Origin of the sequence: Nocardia sp. NPDC052254 (assembly GCF_040679495.1) — a bacterium.
GTDB lineage: Bacteria > Actinomycetota > Actinomycetes > Mycobacteriales > Mycobacteriaceae > Nocardia.
Genome location: NZ_JBFAUW010000002.1, coordinates 292,875 through 312,479 on the forward strand (window position 1 = coordinate 292,875; position 19,605 = coordinate 312,479).

At 66.5% G+C, this 19,605-nt stretch carries 10 protein-coding genes; 1 reads left to right on the top strand and 9 read right to left on the bottom strand.

Annotation, left to right across the window (positions count from 1 at the left end; all coding sequences use genetic code 11):
* Positions 1-120 precede the first annotated feature (120 nt).
* The gene (locus AB0L57_RS06330) at positions 121-3,438 is read left to right on the top strand and encodes an arabinosyltransferase domain-containing protein (protein WP_364959273.1); all 3,318 of its coding nucleotides are present in this window, start codon (positions 121-123) and stop codon (positions 3,436-3,438) included.
* A gap of 103 nt (positions 3,439-3,541) precedes the next feature.
* Here the strand turns inward: AB0L57_RS06330 and AB0L57_RS06335 are convergent, their stop codons facing one another.
* The 9 genes from AB0L57_RS06335 to AB0L57_RS06375 form a co-directional block, all read right to left on the bottom strand.
* The gene (locus tag AB0L57_RS06335; RefSeq protein WP_025346517.1) at positions 3,542-3,742 is read right to left on the bottom strand and encodes a DUF5988 family protein; all 201 of its coding nucleotides are present in this window, start codon (positions 3,740-3,742) and stop codon (positions 3,542-3,544) included.
* A gap of 261 nt (positions 3,743-4,003) precedes the next feature.
* Positions 4,004-5,548 carry an acyl-CoA carboxylase subunit beta gene (locus tag AB0L57_RS06340; RefSeq protein WP_364958068.1) on the bottom strand — a complete coding sequence of 515 codons (1,545 nt, stop codon included), beginning with the start codon at positions 5,546-5,548 and terminating at the stop codon, positions 4,004-4,006.
* Positions 5,545-10,905 carry a polyketide synthase Pks13 gene (gene pks13 / locus AB0L57_RS06345; protein ID WP_364958071.1) on the bottom strand — a complete coding sequence of 1,787 codons (5,361 nt, stop codon included), beginning with the start codon at positions 10,903-10,905 and terminating at the stop codon, positions 5,545-5,547. Before pks13 ends, AB0L57_RS06340 begins: the two co-directional genes overlap by 4 nt.
* A 219-nt stretch (positions 10,906-11,124) precedes the next feature.
* A complete protein-coding gene (gene fadD32 / locus AB0L57_RS06350; RefSeq protein ID WP_364958074.1) occupies positions 11,125-13,047 on the bottom strand; it encodes a long-chain-fatty-acid--AMP ligase FadD32 in 1,923 nt (640 codons plus the stop codon).
* 244 nt (positions 13,048-13,291) lie between these two features.
* Positions 13,292-14,284 carry an LLM class F420-dependent oxidoreductase gene (locus AB0L57_RS06355; protein WP_364959275.1) on the bottom strand — a complete coding sequence of 331 codons (993 nt, stop codon included), beginning with the start codon at positions 14,282-14,284 and terminating at the stop codon, positions 13,292-13,294.
* Between the two features lie 214 nt (positions 14,285-14,498).
* Positions 14,499-15,491 (bottom strand): cutinase family protein, encoded by a 993-nt coding sequence (locus tag AB0L57_RS06360; RefSeq protein ID WP_364958077.1) that lies wholly within the window; start codon positions 15,489-15,491, stop codon positions 14,499-14,501.
* Positions 15,488-16,027, bottom strand: a complete 540-nt coding sequence (locus AB0L57_RS06365; RefSeq protein WP_364958080.1) for a DUF732 domain-containing protein — start codon at positions 16,025-16,027, stop codon at positions 15,488-15,490. Before AB0L57_RS06365 ends, AB0L57_RS06360 begins: the two co-directional genes overlap by 4 nt.
* Before the next feature lie 354 nt (positions 16,028-16,381).
* On the bottom strand, positions 16,382-18,244 hold the full coding sequence (locus AB0L57_RS06370) for an alpha/beta hydrolase-fold protein (protein WP_364958083.1): 1,863 nt from the start codon (positions 18,242-18,244) through the stop codon (positions 16,382-16,384).
* A gap of 173 nt (positions 18,245-18,417) precedes the next feature.
* Entirely contained in the window at positions 18,418-19,440 is a 1,023-nt protein-coding gene (locus AB0L57_RS06375; RefSeq protein WP_364958086.1) for an alpha/beta hydrolase family protein, read from the bottom strand.
* Positions 19,441-19,605 lie beyond the last annotated feature (165 nt).

A 19,605-nucleotide genomic window follows, 5' to 3' on the forward strand; every position in this document is an offset into this window, starting at 1 on the left:
TCGATACGCCCGAACCGTTCCCGTGAAGACGGTCACTCGCGTCTCGGCCAGATAACATCACCATCCGTGCCCGACGCCGCAACCGCAGTACTTGCCAAACCGACGGTCACCGAACAACCGGTGACGTCGCGCGATTTCCGCACCGCTCGCCTGATCGCCGTGATCGCCGGCGTGCTCGGTGCCCTGTTCGCCATCGCGACCCCGTTCCTGCCCGTCAGCCAGACCACCGCCGAGGTGAACTGGCCGCAGAGCGACACCGTCGGCAATGTCGAGGCACCGCTGATGTCGCAGGTCCCGGTGGATTTGCGGGCCTCGATCCCCTGCTCCGCCATCGCCCAGCTGCCGCAGGGCGGAATGCTGCTCACCACCGCGCCGCCGGAGGGTGATCGAGCCGCCCTCGAGGGCATGTTCGTGCGCGTGACCGCCGATTCGGTCGATGTCGTGGATCGCAACGCGATCGTCGCCTCGGCCAAGCGAACCGAACTCGACGGCTGCACCAGCATCAGCATCACCTCCGACATCAACCGCACGTACGCCCACTTCGAGGGCCTGAACACCCAGGTTGAGCGCCCCACCGCCACCGGAGGCACCGAGATGGTGACGGTCCCGGTGGAAGGCACCCTGCCGGGTGATCTGCGGCCGCAGGTGGTCGGCGTCTTCTCCGATCTGAAGGGCCCGGCGCCCACCGGACTGTCGTTCCACATGACGGTCGATTCCCGATTCTCGTCCTCTCCCACGGTGATCAAACTCGTGGCCATGCTGGCCGCGGTGCTGTGCACCCTCATCGCGCTGGCCGCACTGGGCCGGCTGGACACGACCGACGGCCGCGGTCACCGCCGCTTCTTCCCCGCGCACTGGCTCCGGCCGACCTGGACCGACGGTGCCGTCCTCGGCACGCTGCTGGTCTGGCATTTCGTCGGCGCCAACACCTCCGACGACGGCTACATCCTGACCATGGTCCGGGTGGCGCCGCACGCCGGTTACCTGGCGAACTACTTCCGCTGGTACGGCGTACCGGAGGCTCCCTTCGGCTGGTACTACGACGTCATCCAGATCTTCGCGCAGATCTCCACCGCCAGCCCCTGGGTGCGCATCCCCGCGCTGCTGTGCGGCATGTTGTGCTGGATGGTGATCAGCCGCGAGGTGGTCCCCCGGCTCGGCCGTGGCGTGCGGACCTCGAAGGTCGCGCTGTGGACCGGTGGACTGGTCTTCCTCGCTTTCTGGATGCCCTACGACAACGGCCTGCGCTCGGAACCCATCGTGGCGCTCGGCGCGCTGCTGACCTGGGTCTCCATCGAACGTGCCATCGCGACCCGGCGCCTGCTACCGGCCGCGGTCGCGATTCTGGTCGCGGCGTTCACCCTCGCCGCGGCGCCCACCGGCCTGATGTGTGTGGCCGCACTGCTCGCCGCCGTCCGTCCGCTGGTGCGAATCGTGGTGCAACGCAAGCGCGATCTGCAACAGCGGGTCGGAAGTGGCTGGCGGGCATCGGGGTTCGTGTCCTCGCTGCCGTTGCTGGCCCCGATCGCCGCGGCCGGATTCCTCGTGCTGACCGTGGTCTACAGCGATCAGACCTTCGCCGGTATCCAGGAGGCCAACCGGGTCCGCCGCCTCACCGGGCCGAACCTGGCCTGGTACGAGGACTACCTGCGCTACTACTACCTGTTCGTGCAGACCGTCGACGGGTCGGTATCGCGTCGCTTCGCGTTCATCGTGATGATCCTGTGCCTGATCACCACCGCCCTGGTGTTGTTGCGGCGCAAGCAGATTCCCGGCATCTCCAGCGGTCCGACCTGGCGGCTGATCGGAGTGGTCTGCGGAACCATCTTCTTCATGATGTTCAACCCCACCAAGTGGACCCACCACTTCGGCGCCTACGCCGGAATCGCCGGTGCGCTGGCGGCGGTGACCGCGGTGGCGGTATCGGCGACGGCACTGCGGTCACGCAAGAACCGCTCGATCTTCCTGGCCGCGCTGCTGTTCGCACTGGCATTGGCGTTCTCCGGTACCAACGGCTACTGGTATGTCTCGAGCTACGGTGTGCCGTGGTTCGACAAGACGGTGTCGGTACACGGATTCCAGTCCAACACCTTGATGCTGGTGCTGTTCGGCCTCGCATTGGCGGTGGTGGCATGGCAGGCGTTGCGCGAGGGCTACGCCAAACCGCCGGAGAGTTCGAAATCCGCGCGCGGCAGGCGGGTTCGGCGTTTCGCGGCGATTCCCCTGACGGTCGTCGCCGCGGCGATGGTGTTGTTCGAGGTGCTGTCGCTGGCCAAGGGCGCGGTGACGCAGTATCCCGCCTATTCGCTGGCGCGCGGCAATGTCGATGCCGTGGACGGCAACCGCTGCGGAATCGCCGACGACGTCCTGGTCGAATCCGACGCCAATGCGGGCCGGTTGAATCCGATCCTCGATCCCGCACATCCGCCCAAGGACAACGATCCACTGGCCGGGGCGGAGCCGACCGGATTCGATCCCAACGGAGTCCCGACCGATCTGAAGGCCGATGCGGTCGAGGTCAAGCCGGGTACCGGTAACACCTCCGACCAGTCGGTGGGTGCCAACTTCGCCGAGGGCCAGAATGCCGGCACCGGCGGCGGCACCACGGAGAACAGCGGTGTCAACGGTTCATCGGTGGCCTTGCCCTTCGGTCTGGACCCGAAGACCACGCCGGTGATGGGCAGCTACCAGCAGGGGCTGCAGCAGCCCGCACATCTGACCTCGAGCTGGTACGAACTGCCGGCCCGCACGGACCAGTCGCCGCTGGTGGTCATCTCCGCCGCCGGACGCATCATGTCGTTCGATCAGACCGGTGCCATGCAGTACGGCCAGGATCTGAAGCTCGAATACGGCAAGCGCCAGCCGGACGGTTCGGTGAAATTCGAGGGCAGCTACGTACCGCGCGATATCGGCCCGGCGCCGTCCTGGCGCAATCTGCGCATTCCGGTCTCGGAGATAGCCGCGGACGCGGATGCGGTGCGGATCTCGGCCAACCGCAATGTGCTCATCGGTGATCAGTGGCTGGCGTTCACCCCGCCACGGGTACCGAAGATGGTGACGCTGAACAACCTGCTCGGCTCCGAGCAGCCGGTGCTCGAGGACTGGGCGGTGGGTCTGCAGTTCCCCTGCCAGAACCCGTTCCCGCACCGGTACGGCGTGGCGACCATGCCGAACTATCGCATCCTGCCCGACCGCCCGCTCGCGGTGAGCTCGACCGACACCTGGCAGGCCGAAGAGTTCGGCGGCCCGCTCGGCTTCACCCAGATGCTGGCGAGCTCGACCACCATCCCGACCTATCTCAAGGACAACTGGGCACGCGACTGGGGCACGCTGGAGCGCTACGACCGCTACGCACCGGACGCGAAGCCCGCGAAGGTCGACACCGGAACCGAGAACCGCAACGGACTCTGGTCACCGGGACGATTGCGGGTCTTCTGAGCGGATCCACCGACAACAATGGGCGGCGCACGGAATGTGCGCCGCCCATTGTCGCTTCAGTGCCGAATCGGCTCCAGCTCAACAACAGTCACAGGTCACCGGATCAAGCATCGACGTGTTCGATCCATTCGTAGACGGGAAGGTTGCCCTCCGGGGTGTCCTGGCGGCGGGGTGTGGATTTGAATCGCTCGTAGCCGCCGGTGGTCTGCACCCGTAATTCGATGCCGGGTGGCGTGATGGGGACGATGCGATGCGGTAGGTCGGCTGGTCCGCCCTCGAGTACAGCCTTCGGTGAGGTACCCATAGCTGAAGGCTCTCACATGGGGGCCGGGCGACCGGGTGATTCCAGGAAAGACACGCGCTACCCAGCGTTCAACCGGCCGTAACGGTGAGGCCTCCCACGGGCCGCTGAGCGGACGTAGGCCACCGACCCCACCACGATGTCCCGCCGTCCCTTCCGGACGGCCACCGCGGCATCGGGGCATGCGAATGGCGCCGCCCGCACCGATCTCGGTGCGGGCGGCGCCATTCGTCACTGGTCTGTCGCGGTCCGGGTCTCCGGCGGCTACAGCGGCAGCAGGTGATGTTTGCGCGGATTGCGCTGCAGTTTCTTGTCCCGCAGCAGCGCCAGAGCCTTGCGGAGCTCCAGCCGGGTCGCCGAGGGTTCGATGACCGCGTCGATATAGCCGCGTTCGGCCGCCGGCCACGGGGTCGCGACGGTCTCGTTGTAGAAGTCGATCATCTGTTTGCGGATCGTCTCGCGCTGATCCTCCGGCGCGGCCTCCAGCTGACGACGACCGACGAGACCGACCGCGGCCTCCGCACCCATCACCGCGATCCGGGCGGTGGGCCAGGCGAAGTACACATCGGCACCGAGCGCCTTGGAGCCCATGACCGCCCAGCCACCGCCGTAGGCCTTGCGGACCACGACGGTCACCTTCGGCACCGAGGCCTCCACGAACGAGAACAGGAAGCGCCCGCCGCGCTTGATGACGCCGATCTTCTCCTGCTCCACCCCGGGCATGAATCCGGGAGTATCGACGACCAGCACCAGCGGAATCTCGAACGCATCGCACATCCGCACGAAATGCGAGGCCTTGTCGGAAGCCTTGGCATCGAGCGCGCCCGCCAGATACATGGGCTGATTGGCGACCACACCGACCGCGCGGCCGTCGACCCGGGCGAAACCGGTGATCACATTGCGGGCCATATCGGACCCGATCTCGTGGAACGCTCCGTCGTCGAAGATCCGCAGCAGCACCTCGTGCATGTCGTAGCTGGCGTTGTCGGAATCCGGCACGATGGCGTCGAGTTCCCGATCCGACTCGGTGACCTCGGGTTCGAGACCCGGATTGACGATCGGGGACTCCTCCTGACAGCTGGAGGGCAGGTAGCTCAGATATTCACGAGCCCACTCGAACGCCGCCTTCTCGTCCTTGGCGACGTGGTGGATATTGCCGTAGTCGGCCTGGTTGTAGGCGCCGCCCAGTTCCTCGAGGCTGACATCCTCACCGGTGGCATCGCGGATGACCTGCGGGCCGGTGACGAACATGTGCGCATTCTCGGTCGCGATCACCACATCGGTGGTGATCGGCTGATACACCGCGCCCGCGGCACAGTTACCCAGAATCAGCGACACCATCGGCACCGCACCCGACAGCGGCTCCATGGCGATGGCCATCTCGCCGTACCAGCGCAGGGAGGTCACCGCCTCCTGCACACGCGCGCCACCGGAGTCGTTGATACCGACCAGCGGGCAGCCCATCTTGGCGGCGAACCGCATGATCGCGGCCACCTTGCGGCCGAACATCTCACCGACCGAGCCGCCATACACCGTCTGATCGTGTGAGAACACCGCCACGGGGCGGCCCTCGACCAGGCCGTGGCCGGTGACCACGCCGTCGCTGTAGAGGGCGTTCGCATCGCTCGGATTACGTACCAGCGCACCGATTTCCACGAAGGTGCCCGGATCCATGAGCATGTTGATCCGCTCGCGGGGAGAGGGAATGCCCTTCTTCGCCCGCTTGGCCGCCCCCGCTTCGCCCGCCGGCTCCTGCGCGAGCTCCAGCTTCTTGCGCAGGTCGGCAAGCCTTTCAGCGGTCGTACTCACTGCTCTCCCTTCCCGGGTGCATCGTTGGAGATCGCCGCCAGTTTCCGGCTGAGGTCGGCACCGATCTGCGAGACGCGCGGTTCATCGATGATCTGGAGGTGGTCACCCGGGATGTGGATGACTTCCAGGTTGGGGATGTAACCATCCCATCCGCCGTTCGGTTGCCGATCGGCGTAGCGAGGCTCGATTTCGATGATGCCGTCGTGGTAGCGGTCGGCAAGATAGAGCGTCACCTCACCGTCGTAGTTCGACGGTTGTGCCTTCTGCAGGTCGCGGCTGTCCAGCCACGATGTGCGTTGATGCTCGATCACGCCACCCGGAATCTTGACGTCGGCGAATTTGAGCAGGCTCATGATGATCTCGAGCTGCTCTTCGTCACTGGCATCCGCCAGTTCCTGCAACATCTCGTCGTCGAGTTGTCCCTCGATGCCGTAGGTCTTCTGCGCGAACGCCTGGAAACGTTCGATGCGCGTGCGCCGCCCGGCCGGCGAGGTGTCCTCGTCCTCGACCGGCAGGGCCAGGTCGATCAACCCGACCAGCCGCACATCGTCACCGTCGGCCCGCATGATCTGGCCGACCTGCAGTGCGAACACCGCGCCCAGCGACCACCCGTACAGGACATACGGCCCGCTCGGGAAGATCTTGCGAATCTCGTCGGCGTATTCGCGAGCGCGCTCGGGGATGGATCCCTCGATCCGCTCGAAGCCGTACATCGGGGTGTTCTCGGGAAGTCGCTTCAGCAGCGGCTCGTACACCAGGGTGTTTCCGCCCGATGGATGGAACACGAAGACCGGAATCACATTCGAGCCTTCGACGACCGGCCGCAGCGGCCGGATGAATCCGTCGACCTCGGTCGCCGAATCCTGGTGGTTGCGAACGATGTCCGACAGTTGCTCGATGGTCTCGCAATCGAGAACCTCGTCGACCTCGATCTCGGCACCCACCCGCTCCGACAGCCGCTCCGCGAGCTTCTGCGCGGTGTCCTCGTCGAGGATCGGCAGGGTGTTGAAGATGCCACCGGCCGACTTGCCGGTCACCGTCGCCCACGCGGCGAAGGTGAGCCGCTCGGCCGCATCGCGCGGCGGCACATCGGCTTCGGCGTCCTTGGCGCCCGCGGCCTGCCCGCCACCCAGAAGTGCCGTTGCTGCCGCATCGCCCTCGGACGCGCTCCTCGTCGGCGACGCGGTATCGGATGCCTCGGCGGTGGCTGCCGAATCAGCCACTGCCACTGCCTCTTCGGCGCCGGCAGCCGGGGCAGCGGCGGGCTCGGTCCCCTCGTCCTGCGCCTGTGCCAGCGCGGCAGCCGGGTCCTCCCCCGCCTCCATGGCCGCCCGTGCGGCGGCGACGAAGTTGTCGTCCACCGTCAGGGCACCACCCTCGGCAGCCTGTTTCTCGGCCATCGCCGCGACCTGGTCGCGGTGCTCGATGGCGTAATGCAGCACCTTGCCGACCTCGTTGAGGCTGGCATCGCGCACCGCCGAAACCTGCAGTGAGGGAATGTCGAATTCGTATTCCACGCGGTTCTTGATCCGCATGGCCATCAGCGAGTCCAGACCCAGCTCCATGAGCGGGATCTCCATCGGCAGGTCCTCCACGGCGTAACCCATGGATTCCGCGGCGATGGTGGCGAGGCGCTGTTCGACGGTCTGGGTCCCATGGGGATCCCAGCGCTCACCGAAGCTCTCTGCGACCACGAGATCGGCAGTGCCGCTGCCGGTTTCGACCGGGGTCGACGCAACGGCCGCGGGGGTACCGGCACCCGCCGGCGCACTCGCCGTCACGACCGCGTCGAACACCAGCCGGAAGGCATTGCCCTCGCGAACATGTACCTGCACCGAGGCGCCACCGGGGTGCGGAGTCAACGTGGTGGTGAGGGTTCCCGCGGTCGGCACCGCGGCATGGGCGATGGTCGCACCCACCGCGACATCCGACAGCACCTGTGCCGCAGCGGCATTCACCAGCGCGGCCAGATCGGTGACGGCCGCGGCCTGCACCTCCCAGGCATGCCGGCCGTCCGGCAGTGCGACGTGCGCACCGGGCGCGCGACCACTGCCCGAACCGCCCGCGACACTGACCTTGGGCCAATATTCCTTGCGCACGAAGGCCGTTCGCGGCACGTCGGCGTAATCACCGGCCGGAAGCAGCGAGGGCAGATCCACCGAGTGGCCGTGCACATACAGCTGAGCCAGCGCGGAGATCACGCCCGCGGCCTCGTCCTCCTTGCGCTTGAGCGTGGGGATCAGCGCCGCGTTGGGCACACCCGCCGCGAAAGTCGTGCCCATGACCTGCATGAGCGCAACGGAATTCGGGGCGAGTTCGAGATAGGTGGTGATGCTGTTGTCGACGGCCTGGCGGATCGCATTGGTGAAGTACACCGAGCCGCGCATGTTGGTGACCCAATAGTCCTCGTCGTGCACCGGGTCCGAACCCGCCTTGTAGACGGTGGCCTTGTGCACGGTCGAGTACAGATCGGTGGTCGGCTTGGTCGGCTCGATACCGGCGAGCTCCGCGGCCAGTTCGCCGAGCAGCGGATCCATCTGCGAGGTGTGCCCGGCGCCGCGGGTCTGCAGTACCCGGGCGAATTTTCCCTCGGCTTCGGCGCGCGCCACGATCGCGTGCACCTGATCCGGCGGGCCGCCGATCACGGTATTGGTCGGCGCGGCGTACACCGCGACCTCGAGGTCCGGATATTCGGGCAGCACCTTCTCGATATCTTCGGCGCTGTATTCGACCAGAGCCATATTGCGCACCTGGTCGTCGGTGATCATCTGCTCACCCTCGCCCATCAGGCGCGACCGGGCGCAGATCACCCGCACCGCATCCTCCAGCGGAAGACCGCCGCAGATGTAGGCGCCGGCGGCCTCGCCCTGCGAATGTCCCACCACGCCATACGGTTCGGCGCCGTGCGCGCGGAGCAGGGCGGCCAGGCCGAGCTGGATGGTGAACACACCGACCTGCGAGGTGCCCACATCCCAGTCCTGGGCGTCGTCGAGGATCATCTCCTTGACCGAATAGCCGGCCTCGTCGACGACCAGTTCGTCGACCGCGTCCACGGTCCGGGCGAAGATCGAATTCTCCAGGTAGAGCTGCTTACCCATCTTGCGGTGATGTGAGCCGAATCCGGCGAGCACCCACATCGGGCCCTCGACAGCCGGAGAATCGGCGGTGAACACACCCGGTCCGGGCTTACCGGCGGCGATGGCCCGCAGACCGGCGACAGCCTCGTCGTGTGTCGTGGCCAGCACCACACCGCGCGAACGCCCGTGATTGCGCTTTGCCAGCGAACGAGCCACATCCTCGAGCGGGGTCGCCTGTCCCGCTTCGGATTCCAGCCAGTCGGCCAGTTCGTCGGCGGCCCGGCGGCGACGCGAGGGCAGATAGGCCGAGACCGGCAGGATCACCGGCAGCGGCTCGGTGCGCGCTCGGGTCCATTCCGCGGTCTCGACGGCCGGAGCCGCCGCCGCGACCGGATCGGTACCGCCGACAATGGCCTCGGCACCGGCGAGCACATCGGTCGACTCGTGGTCGGGTTCGGCGGAAAGTTCGTCCGCAGCCGAATCCTCTTGTGTACCGGCCTCTTCCGATTCGGCGGCGGCGGGCACGTACTCCTGGATGACCAGATGTGCGTTCGTGCCACCGAATCCGAATCCGGAGATGCCGACGGTCGCGGTACCGCTGTAGCGCGGGAACTCGGTGGGTTCGTCGACGACCTTCAGATGTGCCTGCTCGAACGGGATGTACGGGCTCGGCCCGGCATATCCGAGGTTCGGCGGAATCACGTTGTGTTGCAAGGCCATGACGACCTTGGCCAGACTCGCCGCACCGGCCCCGGATTCCAGGTGCCCGAAATTGGTCTTCGCCGAACCGAGCAGTGCGGGCTTGTCCTCATCGCGGCCACGGCCGACCACCCGGCCGAGCGCATCGGCCTCGATGGGATCACCGATCGGGGTTCCGGTGCCGTGCGCTTCGATGTAGTCGACCGTCGAGGGGGCGATACCGGCATCCCGGTACGCACGGCGCAACACATCGGCCTGCGCATCCGGATTCGGCGCGAAGATGCCGTTGGAGCGGCCGTCGGAATTGACCGCGGACCCCTTCACCACGGCCAGGATGTGGTCGCCGTCTCGCTCGGCGTCGGCGAGCCGCTTGAGCACCACCAGACCGGCGCCCTCACTGCGGACCATGCCGTCGGCATCCGACGAGAACGCCTTGATGTGACCGTCTTTCGCGACCGCACCGATGGAATCGAAGCCGAGGGTGATCGCGGGCGCCAGCAACATGTTGACGCCACCGGCCAGGGCCAGATCGGCCTCGCCGTTGCGCAGCGCGCGCACCGCGTCGTGCACCGCCACCATGGTTGCCGAGCAGGCGGTGTCGATCGCGACCGACGGGCCGCGGAAGTCGTAGAAATAGGACACGCGATTGGCGACGATCGAGGTCGAGGCACCGGTCAGGGCGTAGGCGTCGGCGGAGGCGGGAGCATCGGGATCGGACTTCCCGAGCCCCAGCGCGGCGATCAGCTGGAAATCGTTGGTCGAGGTGCCGATGAACACGCCGACCGCTTCACCCTTGAGGGTATTGGCGGGAATTCGCGCATGCTCCAACGCTTCCCACGTCAGCTCCATCATCAGCCGCTGCTGCGGGTCCACCCGCTCGACCTCGACGGGCGACATCGCGAAGAACTCCGCATCGAAGCCCTTCACCACGTCCTGATCGAGATATCCGCCGAGCGTATTGCCGTTCTCGACCGCGGCCGCGATATCGGGGTCGCCGGTGAATTCGGCCCAGCGTCCCTCCGGCCGCTCCCGGATGGCGTCGCCACGATTGATCAGGAATTCCCAGGTCGAATCCGGGGTGGTGCCGGCACCGGGCAGGCGTGTGGAGAGGCCGACGATCGCGACGTCGTGCGCCGCTCCCGGCTGGTATCCGGCGGTGTAGAAGGCGTCGTCGGCGAGGTCCTCCGGTGCGTCCGGCTCGCCGTTGATGATCCGCTCGGCGAGGGAGGCGATGGTCGGATGCTGATACACGATGGTCGCGTTCAGCAGGACGCCGGTCCGCTCCTCGATATCACCCCCCAGGGCCAGTGCATCGCGGGAGGCCAGACCGAACTCCTCCATCGGCCGATCGACGGTGATCTGTTCGATCGGCTGCCCGGTCGCGTCGGCGACCCAGCGCTGCAACCACTCCCGGAGTTCGGCCACCGACATGTCCGGCGCACCGGACTCCACGGAACCGTCCTGCTCCGCCACGGCGGCCTCGGCCTGCTGCGTGGTGACCTCGACGTCGTCTGCGCCGGAGGTCGCGGCGGCGGTGACGCCACTGGTCTCTGTCGTCTGAGTGCCCTCGTTGTCAGCCATCAATTCCTCAAGCTACCTGGGTGCGGATATTGCGCGGGCGGGGATCGACAGCAGATTCGCCGTCATGTGGACAACTGCCGGGTTGTGCATGACCCGGGTACGACTCGAACGACCCGGCGACCTCCGCGCCGCTACCGCGGTGCCGCCCGAACAGCCCCGGCCGGTGGATCCGGGGACAGGGCGGCAGCCGCGACGGCGAGAGGTCACCGGGTGCACGATCTACTCTTCGTCCGGTGCGTCGGGGAAGGCCTGCTGCTGATAACCACCACGCAGCGTGCCTTCCAGATAGGCGGTACGGCAGGCCCGGCGGGCCAGCTTGCCACTCGACGTGCGCGGAATGGAACCGGCCGGAACCAGCAGCACATCACGCACCGTCACGCCGTGGCGCTGCGACAGCGCACCGCGCACCGCGTCCGCGATCGGCCGCGGATCGGCCTTGTGCCCACCCGGACCACGCTCGGCCACGATCACCAACTGCTCGGAGGCATCGTCGGCGTCGTACTTCAGACCGGCATGGCTGTCCGCCGTGAAGACCTCGGCGGGCAGCTGATTGGCCGGTACGGAGAACGCGGCGACGAAGCCCGGCCGCAGCATGTTGCTGGCCTCCTGCGCGGAGAACTCCAGATCCTGCGGGTAGTGGTTGCGGCCGTCGACGATCACCAGATCCTTCACCCGGCCGGTGATGAACAGTTCGCCGTCGACGTAGACGCCGTAGTCACCGGTGCGCAACCAAATGGCGTCGTCGCCGGTGCCTTCGGCATGCGATCCCTCGGGCAGCCGGTTGCTCAGCAGGTTCTTGAAGGTCTTGCGGGTCTCCTCGTCCCGACCCCAGTACCCGATGCCGATGTTGTTGCCGTGCAACCAGATCTCACCGACCCGGCCATCGGGCAGCTCCTGCGCACCCGCGGCGTCGTCGATCGTCTCGGGATCCACGATCGTGGCCCACTGCGACAGCGCGATATAGCCACAGCTGACCTGCGCGATCGAATTCGGCGCACCCTGATCGACCTTCAGCACGCGCCCGGCGCCCAGCTCGTTGCGGTCGACGTAGACGACCTTGGCCTCATCCTCGGCACGAGTCGCGGAAACGAACAGCGTCGCCTCGGCCATGCCGTAGCAGGGCTTGATCGCGGTCTTCGACAGCCCGTAGGGAGCGAACGCCTCGTTGAACTTCTTCATCGACGAGGTCGTGACCGGCTCACTGCCGTTGATCAGGCCGATGACGTTGGACAGATCCAGCGATTCGCCCTTCTTCGGCAAACCACGCGCGGCGGCATGCTCGAAGGCGAAGTTCGGCGCGGCCGCGAAGGTTCCGGCGCCGTCGGACACCGCGGCGAGTTCCGCGATCCAACGTCCCGGACGCCGCACGAACGCACTGGGCGACATGATGGTGATGTACTTGCCGCCGATCGCCGGCAGGATCACGCACAGCAGACCCATGTCGTGATAGAGCGGCAGCCAGGTGACACCGCGCGAATTCCAGTCCAGGTTGATCGCGTTGACCATCTGCAGCAGGTTGGTGCCCACCGCGCGGTGGGTGATCTCCACACCGGCCGGGGTCCGGGTCGAACCCGAGGTGTACTGCAGGTAGGCGATGTCGTCCACGGCCAGTTCCGGGCGCACCCAGGATTCGCCCAGGGTGTCGGGCACCGCGTCCACGGCGATGATGCGCGGACGCTGCGCGGCCGGCAATGGGCGGAAGAACTGCCGCACACCGGCCGCCGAGGAACTCGCGGTCAGGATCGCCGCCGGCTTGCAGTCACCCAGCACGGCGTGCAGGCGATCGGTGTGGCCCGGCTCGTCCGGATCGAACAGCGGCACCGCGATGGTGCCGGCGTAGATGGCGGCGAAGAAGGAGATCACATAGTCCAGGCCCTGCGGCGCCAGAATTGCCACCCGGTCACCGGGTTTGGTGACCTGCTGCAGGCGAGCGGCCACCGCGCGCAGCCGGATGCCGAATTCCTTCCAGGTCAGATCCTGGTACTCCCCATCGCGCTCACGGGAGTAATCGATATAGCGATACGCAAGATCGTTCGCGTCGTTGCGAGTGTGCTTCTCGACGTAATCGACCAGGGTGCTGCCCTCGGGAATTGCGATGTTCCCGGTTTCGTCCAGGTAGTCGTCGAAAGTCTCGTCCGTCATTCCTTCTCCTCCGAGGCACACGCAGCACGGCGCCAATGGCCGCTGATACCTGTGAGGCCCCGACTCTCTTTCACCTGCGGGCGCTCTGTGATGCGTGAGCCTGCCTGCAGCTTTTCCGGTGGTCTGCGCGGTGACCACCCATGGGCTAGATGTACTCGAGCCAGGCACATGTTACAGAGCTGGCTCCGAAGCGGTCTTCGGAGCGAGTCGAACATCCTCCCGGCGAACACGCGTGGTGAATCGGCTACGACTCCTCTCGCAGCAGCGGGATCACCGGCGCGAAAGCATCCATCTGTGTCGGAAACACTCCAACATAGGACATCGACGTCGAGGCCCGCACGTTACGGATCTGCTCGGCGATCTCCTCGAATGTGCCGATAGCCACATATGGGGAGTTCAGGATGTCGTCCACGGTGAGCTGCACATCGACCTCGAGATCGGGATGCAGACCCTTGTCGAGGGCCGCCAGCGCCATCTCGGCGGTACGTTCGCGATCGTCGGTGATCACGACCGCGGTGATGGTCCAGTTGAGTTCGATATCGGCGAACCGGTCCCCGGCCGCCTCCTTGATCAGATTCACCTTCTCGATGGTCTTCTCGAGGGTGATTCCCGACAGCAGGCCTTTACCGGTCTTGGTCGTGCGCGGCACCACCGAGATGATGTCGGCGTGCTTGGCGGCCAGCCGTAGCATCTTCGGGCCACCGCCACCGGTCACCAGCGGCGGCCGCGGACCCTGCCGCGGCCGGGGCGTGCCCTTGATACCGCGCACCTGGTAGTGCTTGCCCTCGAAATGGCACTCCTGCCCACGCAGCAGCACATCCAGGATGGTCAGGGTCTCATCCAGCTTTTCCAGCCGCACACCCGGCGACTCGTAGGGAATGCCGGCTGCCTCGAATTCGCTTTTGATCCAGCCCGCGCCCACCCCGAGTTCCAACCGGCCGCGCGAGAGCACGTCGATCGTCGCGGCATCCTTGGCCAGCACCACCGGATGCCGGAAACCATTGGCCAGTACCGAGGTTCCGATGCGAATGCGATCGGTGGCCACCGCGAGTGCGCCGAGTGCGGCGATCGGGCCGACCTGCGGACCGAGATGATCCGGGATCGCGAAGGAGTCGTAGCCGTATTCCTCGGCCTGCTGGGCGAGCTTGACGAATTTCCGCGCCCCGCCCTCCTGCTGGTTTCCCTCACCGGCGGCCGCGAACCGGAACGCGCGCGCCGGAACGCCCAACGCTGTCATCTCGACACCGCTGGTCGCGCCGGCGGCGGCGACTTCTGTCATGAACCTTTGCTCCTGGCTGTACGGAAATGCTGCGTCACGACCGGCGGAACGGCGGGCTCCGGACCGTGTTGCGGCGCGATCATCGCTGCACTTTACAGCCTTCACCAAAATCTGAGTGACCCTCGGGTTTAGTTTTTTTGCGAGACCTCCGGCGAGCACCGTCACACGGCCGTCAGCTGTGCGGCGGGTGCGGTGCGTTCGTGATCAAGCCCTCGGCCCAGGCCGCCGTCCACTGCGTCGCGGTGGTGCCGTCGGAGTCCACCTCGAAGGTGTTGTACAGGCTGTGTACCGGGTTGCCCACGGCCTTCACCAACGTCGCCAGACTCGGCAGGATGTTCAGCGGATTCATGGCCTGCGGTGGTGCGTCACAGATCAGATCCCCGGGTGCGCAAATGGTGTTCACCCGCCCGGCGAGGGTGCCGAACCCCGGACGCGGACCGGTCATCGTGATGCCCGGAACGGACAGCCCCTTGAGCGCGACCTCCGCGCCGACACCCGCCGGCGAGGTCCCGATCTCGTCCGCCTGTCCGGCGCCGAGAACGCGCCGGCCGTCGGCGATCAGGGTGACGCCGAGAACCTGATCCTCGGCGATGGGCCCCTGGCCCGCGCCGATCTGCGCGGCGATATCACCCGCGACGACGGCGCCCTGCGAGAATCCGGCGATCACATAATTGGTCAGCGGGCAGTTCTTCGACATCTCCGACAGCTCGGCGACGGCCCGGGTGGTGGCCTCCGAGCGGCTCTTGTTGTAGGACTCCTGACCGTCCGGCGGCAGCGCGATCGGATTCGAGAATTGCGCGACGTAGGGGACGGTGTAGACATCGAGCCGGGAGTCCGGGAACTGCTGCCGGACCGGATCGGAGACGTGCAACATCAACGACGCCGGATTGGCGGTCGGATTGCGCGGATCGTCATTGCTGTTCGACTCCCAGGTGCCCGGAACCGACAGCAACTGAACATCCGGGCAGGAGGCCGGTTGGCTACTGGGTTTGGTCGGTTTGGGCGGAGTGGGCTTCGGTACGTGCAGCCGGCCCGCGAGCACGAACCACAGCACCAATGCCACGATCGCCACCAGGACCGCGACCAGCACGAACACCAAACAGCCGGGCCGACGGCGGCCGCCAGGACCCCGGCCGCCGTATCCGGAACGTCGTTGCGCGTTCACTTGTTGCAGTAGGTCTGGGTCGCCACGTCGATGTAGATCTGACCCGCCTGATCAACCGGCATCTTCTGCGGGTCGTAGCCCGGATCGGTACCCGCCATCGCGTTCACGAACGTCTTGACCTCTTGATCGGAGGCGCCACTGGCCTTGCTCTGGCAGATGTAGTTCGCGGCGGTGAGGGCGATATCCGGGCTCGACGGGGTGACGCCGCGCTTGTTCAACTCGTCCAGGTATGCCTTGTCCTTGTCCGACAGCGGCGCATTGCCCGCCGAGGAGGGAGCGGGCTCAGGATGCTCATCGGCAGTGGTGGTCTCCGGGGCCTGCTCCGGCGTGGATTCCGGTGCCGGCGGCTGCGCCTCGGCGCTCTTCGTCGGCGCAGCGGCAGTCGTGCCGGACGGCTTCAAACTCGGCGTGCTCGACGCCGTGGAGTCGTTACCACCACACGCGGCGAGTAATCCGGTGGCTGCCAAGGCCACCACGACGCCGGCAACCTTGCCACCGGCGATATACCGTTCTCCGACCGGTCGGGTCCGAAGCATGAATCGTGTCCTCGATCTAGTTCGCAGAGGGCTAGAACTCATCACAAGGCCTAGCGGGTCGCGCTCCAGGTTAACGGCAAGCTGCGCGCAGGGGTGCCCCACGGATGGAACCTCTCACCAACAGCTCACGCGGTACTCATAGGTCCGACAAGACTGCCCACCTCTCCAGAAGCAGGTTCACCACCAGCAAGACAACCACTCACAACAAGCATTTCCGTGACGATCCACCCGGATGGTTTCGGCCCGCCTCGATTTTGCAGCGACGGAGGGAGGGAGCGCAGCGACTGACCGGAGGAGTGAAAAATCGAGGCCCAGAGGGCCGAAACCCGCCGGAGCGAAGCGAGGGCCACAGACTCAGTGCACTTCCGGCGGCTTTCCGTCCGGTAGGACGATGAATCCGGCCTGGAAGTTCTGCTGTACTCCCCCCGGTACCGGAAACTCGTCACTGATCGGGTAGCCGAGCCGGCCGTTCTCGAAGCCGTTCTGTCCCCAGGCGTCCATGATGGGTCCATTGCGGACCGCCCAGGCACCCGACAGCGGACTCCAGTAGATGTTGCCGCTCTCGAACTTCTCGTAGCGCCCCAGATCCTTGATCGGCTCTTCCTCCGCGGCCGGGAACCCCAGCCAGCTGTCCTCGAAACCCATCTGCTGGTATTTGCCGAGGATCAGTCCCTGTACCCGATGCGCACCGGTCTTGTCGCTGAAGTACATCGGCCCGCCTTGGAAGCCCTGCACCACGCCGTCCTTGTTCGGCGTCTTGGCCTCGGGCCCGGTCGGATAGCCGGCGGGCCCGCGTTCGAAGCCCTGGCGGCCCCATTCGGTCAAGATCGCGCCCCGCAGCACCTGGGCCCCGGTCTCCGGCGTCCAGTACACCGCCCCGCCCTGGAAGTTCTGGAAGCGGCCGTGCCCGTCGGGCAGCGCCTGCTCGGCATCGGTGGGCAGACCCAGCGGACCGCCCGGCCCGACCATTGCCTGATAGACGCCGCCGATCATTCCAGCCACGGCATGTGCGCCCGTGGCCTGCGACCAGAGCACCCGCCCGCCCTTGAAATCCTGTGCGCTGCCGTTTGTCACCGGATATTCGGGGGTGACGCAGTCGCCGAGCCAGTTGTCGATCTGCGTCGCCGCGGCGATCGCACCGGTGGCCTGACAGGGCGGCTTGTCGGCCTCGACGCCGAGCGCGGCCGCCGCCTGCGGCCAGGACTGGCGCATCTCGAAATCCCAGTACGGCCACGAATGGGTCCCCGACGGGCGGTAATTCACCTGCACCGGGACGGAGAGTTTGTTCAACTTCTCGACGAAGTTCTGAGAGGTCAAGCGGGACAGCATCTCCAGGCCCATACCGGCGTAGTTGGTACTGATACCGGGAATGTCGGAGGCCTTGTCGTAGGCGCCGGTGGCGCCGCTGCCCGCCGAGACATACAGGCTGGTGCCCTTCAGTTTCGGCGCGAGCTCGTACGGATCGTGATCGGCCCATTGCTGATTCGTGGGCGGCCCCCACATGTCGTTGGCGTCGAATCCGCCGGCGTCACGCATCGCGAACATGATCGCCTGCGGCATACCCACGCTGGTGGTGGTCAGGAAGCCGGAATAGGAGGCCGCGTACTTCACCCAGTCGGGATTGCGGCCGGCCAGGAACATCGCCGCCGTGCCGCCCATCGAAAGCCCCTCCACACCACGCACATTCGTGGCGCGCCACTGGCTCTCCAGCAGTGGCGGCAATTCCTTGGTCAGGAATGTCTCCCACTGATAGTTCTTGCCGTTGTCCTGCTGCATCCAGTCGGAATAGAAGCTGGACTGGCCGCCGATCGGCAGCACCACGGTGACGTTCTTGTCGGCGTAGAAATCGACCGCCCCGGCGTCCTTGGTCCAGCCGCTCTCATCGTCCTGCGCACGCAATCCGTCGAGCATGAGCAGGACGGGAAAGCGCGCGTCCGGGCGGGAATTCCAGTCCCGCGCCAGCAGCAGCTGCACCTGTACCGGAGATCCCATGGATGGTGAGGCGACCCACAGCGCCACCCGGCGATCGCTCAGCCAGTCGACCCGCTGGACGGTCGGGCCGGCGGGGGCCGGAACCGCGGCCGGTTCGGCAAGGGCGGGAGCGGGTGCGAGCGCGATTCCCGATGCCAGTGGAAGTACGGCGGCGGCAGCCAGTATCGCCAGTCGGCGCCGGCCCCGCCGGTCGCGACGAAGCGTCCCCCGTGTCTCGGATGCCACACCTGCCACAGGAGTGTTGTACCGCGCCCGACCCCCCGGAGCCGGTAGGACGCGCTGACAGCAAACCTGAGAAATAGCAGCCCACGGCGGATCTCACCGGGTCCCGCAACGATTCGGCGCCGCGCAGATCGAATCTGCGCGGCGCCGGAATCAGCTGTCGTTACGGCCTGTGATCAGGCGTTCAGTGCGGCCAGGATGCCCGCCCGGGCGTTGCCCAGCTCGTCCTGCCAGTAATGCCAGGCGTGGGTGCCGGTCGGCGGGAAGTCGTAGGTGGCCGGGATTCCCAGAGAATCCAGCCGAGACTTGAACGAGTGGGTGCTGACCATGGCGATCAGCTCGATTCCCATGGCATTACCGGTATTGAACAGGCCCACCGGGGAATTCGGGTGATCATAGGGACCGGGCAGCGCGCTGGCGGCCGAGATGAACATCGGCAGACCACGCAGCTGCGGTGCGAACACCATCGGGTCCGAGCGCAGCCACTGCGGGCTCCACGGCGCGGCCATCGAGTCGACATTGAAGCGGCCGGCATCGAGCATCATCACGCGAATCGCCTCGCGCATACCCGGGGCGTTCCAGTTCAGCGGGCCCGAGAACGAGGCCGCGTACTTGAACTGATCCCGGTGGAATGCCGCCAGGCGCAACGCCGCCGGACCACTCATCGACAGACCGGCCACCGCGTAGTTGGTCCGCGAGACACCGTAGTTGGTGAGGAAATCCGGAAGTTCCTTGGTGAGGAAGGTTTCCCACTTGTAGGTGAACTTCTGGCCGTTCAGGTTGCTCGGGCTCGACCAGTCGGCGTACCAGCTGGACTGGCCGCCCACCGGCATCACCAGGGTGACGTTGTCGTTGCCGAACATCTCCTGCGCGTTGGTCTCGAAGGACCAGGCGTTGCGGTCGTCGCGAGCGCGCAGACCGTCGAGCAGCAGCAGTGCGGCGTTACCGCCGTTGCGCGCCCACTGCACCTGCACCTTCACCGGGCCCATGCTCGACGGAACCATCAGTTCGTCGTAGCCGCCCGCGGGGGTCTGGTGCACGGGTGCGTGAATGGGTGCGGCGACAGCGGCTGGGGCAATGGAGCCTGCCGCTATCGGGAGCGCCAGAGCGGCCCCCGCAGCGAGAAGTCGTGTACGCCAACCACGCTGAGCACCTCGCCGCTGCTGCGAAACCGGCGCGGCCGACCTGCCGAAACGCATGGATACTGCTCTCTTTCTGCTGTTTGCTGTTGTCGCCGCGCCGCGACCACTTCCGTCAACAACGGCAGGATCGAGCGCTCATATCGAACCCGACCATTCGACATGAGCGACGCCGCGGCTACGAACGGTCACACTTGCGCTCGCTGGACGATATTCGACCGCCCA

Excerpts from the sequence above, each read along its gene's own strand:
- fadD32 (WP_364958074.1), bottom strand. The coding sequence starts at position 13,047 with ATGACGGACGAGACTTTCGACGACTACCTGGACGAAACCGGGAACATC.
- AB0L57_RS06365 (WP_364958080.1), bottom strand. The coding sequence starts at position 16,027 with ATGCTTCGGACCCGACCGGTCGGAGAACGGTATATCGCCGGTGGCAAG.
- AB0L57_RS06335 (WP_025346517.1), bottom strand. The coding sequence starts at position 3,742 with ATGGGTACCTCACCGAAGGCTGTACTCGAGGGCGGACCAGCCGACCTA.
- AB0L57_RS06375 (WP_364958086.1), bottom strand. The coding sequence starts at position 19,440 with ATGCGTTTCGGCAGGTCGGCCGCGCCGGTTTCGCAGCAGCGGCGAGGT.
- pks13 (WP_364958071.1), bottom strand. The coding sequence starts at position 10,905 with ATGGCTGACAACGAGGGCACTCAGACGACAGAGACCAGTGGCGTCACC.
- AB0L57_RS06355 (WP_364959275.1), bottom strand. The coding sequence starts at position 14,284 with ATGACAGCGTTGGGCGTTCCGGCGCGCGCGTTCCGGTTCGCGGCCGCC.